A 2,175-nucleotide genomic window follows, 5' to 3' on the forward strand; every position below is an offset into this window, starting at 1 on the left:
ATCTGGGAGAAGTACAGGCTCAAACACAAAGTATGAATGCTTTCTGTACCGCTACTATTCAAGGTATGGAACAAGCTATTCAGTCGATTGATGCTTTTACAAGTGATACCGTTCTACAAGGGCAAACTTACGATAGTGCAAAAGCATTTTTCGCAGAAACCTTTCGCCCTTTAGCACAAGGAATCATTTACTTATGTGAGGAATTAATTCGTCAGAACGATGCCTTTCCAAGTCAATTTCAATCACAGGTAGCTTCAACAGATGTTATTGAACAAGAAATATTAGAACAAATTCGAGAAATTGACCGAATGATAGCAAGTACAGAAGCACTCCATCAAACTATGCCGATTTCGGGCATGGACGCTATGGTAAATCTTTTTATTGCCATGAGGCGCAAACTTCAAGAAAAGTTAGATCATTTGTATCAGTTCAACCAAACATCTAGTAATAACTATAATACAGCAATTCAATTAGCCGCTAGCATTGCGACGGGTCTTGCTGAAGTCCAAAGTGGGAAAGGTTTTAGTCCAGCAAGTGGTACATTTAGTACACAAGGATTAAATATGGAGTGGGCGACTTCAATTCAAGCGATTGCAGAAGATAGGAATCGTCAGGCTGATAATTCAATTGAAGAAGGTGCAATGTGTGGCAAACCAAAATCTGATTTAGAGAAAGCTTGGGATGGTCTTTATGATGGTGCAGGAAAAGGTGTTGGAGATGCTTGGGAAGGATTTAAAGCGTTAGGTGACGGTGAAACATGGTCAGACATGTGGGATGCTGTTGTCAATTATGATGAGACTCTTCCTGCTATGTGGAACGCTTTCTCAGATTCTTTTATGAATGACGTTTGGCATGGTGATGTCGAAAGTGGATTCCGATGGGGTTCTTATTTAGTAACATCAGTCGGTCTAGGGTTACTTGGTGGGAAAGGTCTTGATAAGGCTTCTAAACTTGCTAGAGGAACAAACATGTACAAAGTAACTGAAGCTTTTCCACCACGTTTACAACCTGCTTTTGCAGGTGTTGGTCTCACTGGTGAAGCAATAGTAAGCACACTTCCACCATCAGGAAATTGGGGTAATTATTTAAGCGGTTATCTTATGTTTGCTAGACCATCTTGGAGACAATCAGAACTTGACGTAGGTACGGAGTATCCTAATTATGACGACCAAGTTGCTTTTAAAGATAGAGAAGAAGTTTCAAAAGTTACAAAAGGTAGTACAAGACCTGATTTTTACACAAAGGGTCACAGCTTGGAAGTGAAAAATTATGACTTGTCTACTTCATCAAAAAGAAGTAACCTAGTTAGAGTTATTGTTAAACAAGTTAATGATAGGGTTGATAATTTACCTATAGGTACAAAGCAAACTGTCATCATTGATATACGAGGACAAACTGTTCCTGAAGAGGCTTTATTTGATATCGTAAGAAAAATAAGAGAAAAGTCTAAAGAAACACCCGAGGTAATATTTAAACGAGAGGATTGATATTAATGGCAGTAGGATTTAAAGTAGATATATTTTTCTATGAAACAGGACACCCTGATTTTTTACATAGCTTTTTTTCAACCATGTCATATCATACAGAGTCTGAAGGTTGGGGCACTAAGTACCCACTATTAATGAAGAATTTATATTTCGACAAGTTACGTTGGGAGGACACAGAAGAAGCACTTCAAAATGTAGAAGAGATAAGAAAAATTTTAAGTGAATTACCTCCTGCAGAAGTCATTTGGGATATTGAGCACATGGAAAAACAGCCACCTTGGGGAAATAAAATCCCTAATAAAATAACTAGTTTAGCCAATTATCATGCTACTCCAACAGGTACAATTTTTTTAGATTTACTAAGCAACGCTTTAAACACTGCAAAAAGAAACAAAATTGATATAACAATTTCAAATCTAGGAAAATAAATCATGCTAGATATCTTATGGTTTCATTTGAGTTTTAATCACTTTACGCTTCGAGGCTGAAGCTGAATAAAAACATTTAAGTCACACTCATATGAGTTGTGGCTTTTATTATGTAATAATTTATAGATTTTCGTAGACATTTCACACCCCCTTTATTTTTTAAAAAAGACTTTTTTAATTTACATCTAATAATTACAGTTAAAACTACGCATATAATAACGACATTTTCTCTTTGATTTATCGACGACATCCTTAGACAG

General features: G+C 36.3%; 2 protein-coding genes. Both read left to right on the plus strand.

Translation table 11 applies throughout. The features are described from left to right. Positions 1-2 precede the first annotated feature (2 nt). Positions 3-1,487: a T7SS effector LXG polymorphic toxin gene (locus AC1DTM_RS23700; RefSeq protein WP_477001033.1), complete on the plus strand. Its 1,485-nt coding sequence runs from the start codon at positions 3-5 to the stop codon at positions 1,485-1,487. A 5-nt stretch (positions 1,488-1,492) separates the two neighbouring features. Further along, positions 1,493-1,915 (plus strand): immunity 70 family protein, encoded by a 423-nt coding sequence (locus AC1DTM_RS23705; protein WP_002015572.1) that lies wholly within the window; start codon positions 1,493-1,495, stop codon positions 1,913-1,915. Positions 1,916-2,175 lie beyond the last annotated feature (260 nt).

The organism is Bacillus sp. P4_D3, from assembly GCF_056401855.1.

Coding starts and splice junctions, on each gene's coding strand:
- AC1DTM_RS23705 (WP_002015572.1), top strand. CDS start 1,493: ATGGCAGTAGGATTTAAAGTAGATATATTTTTCTATGAAACAGGACAC.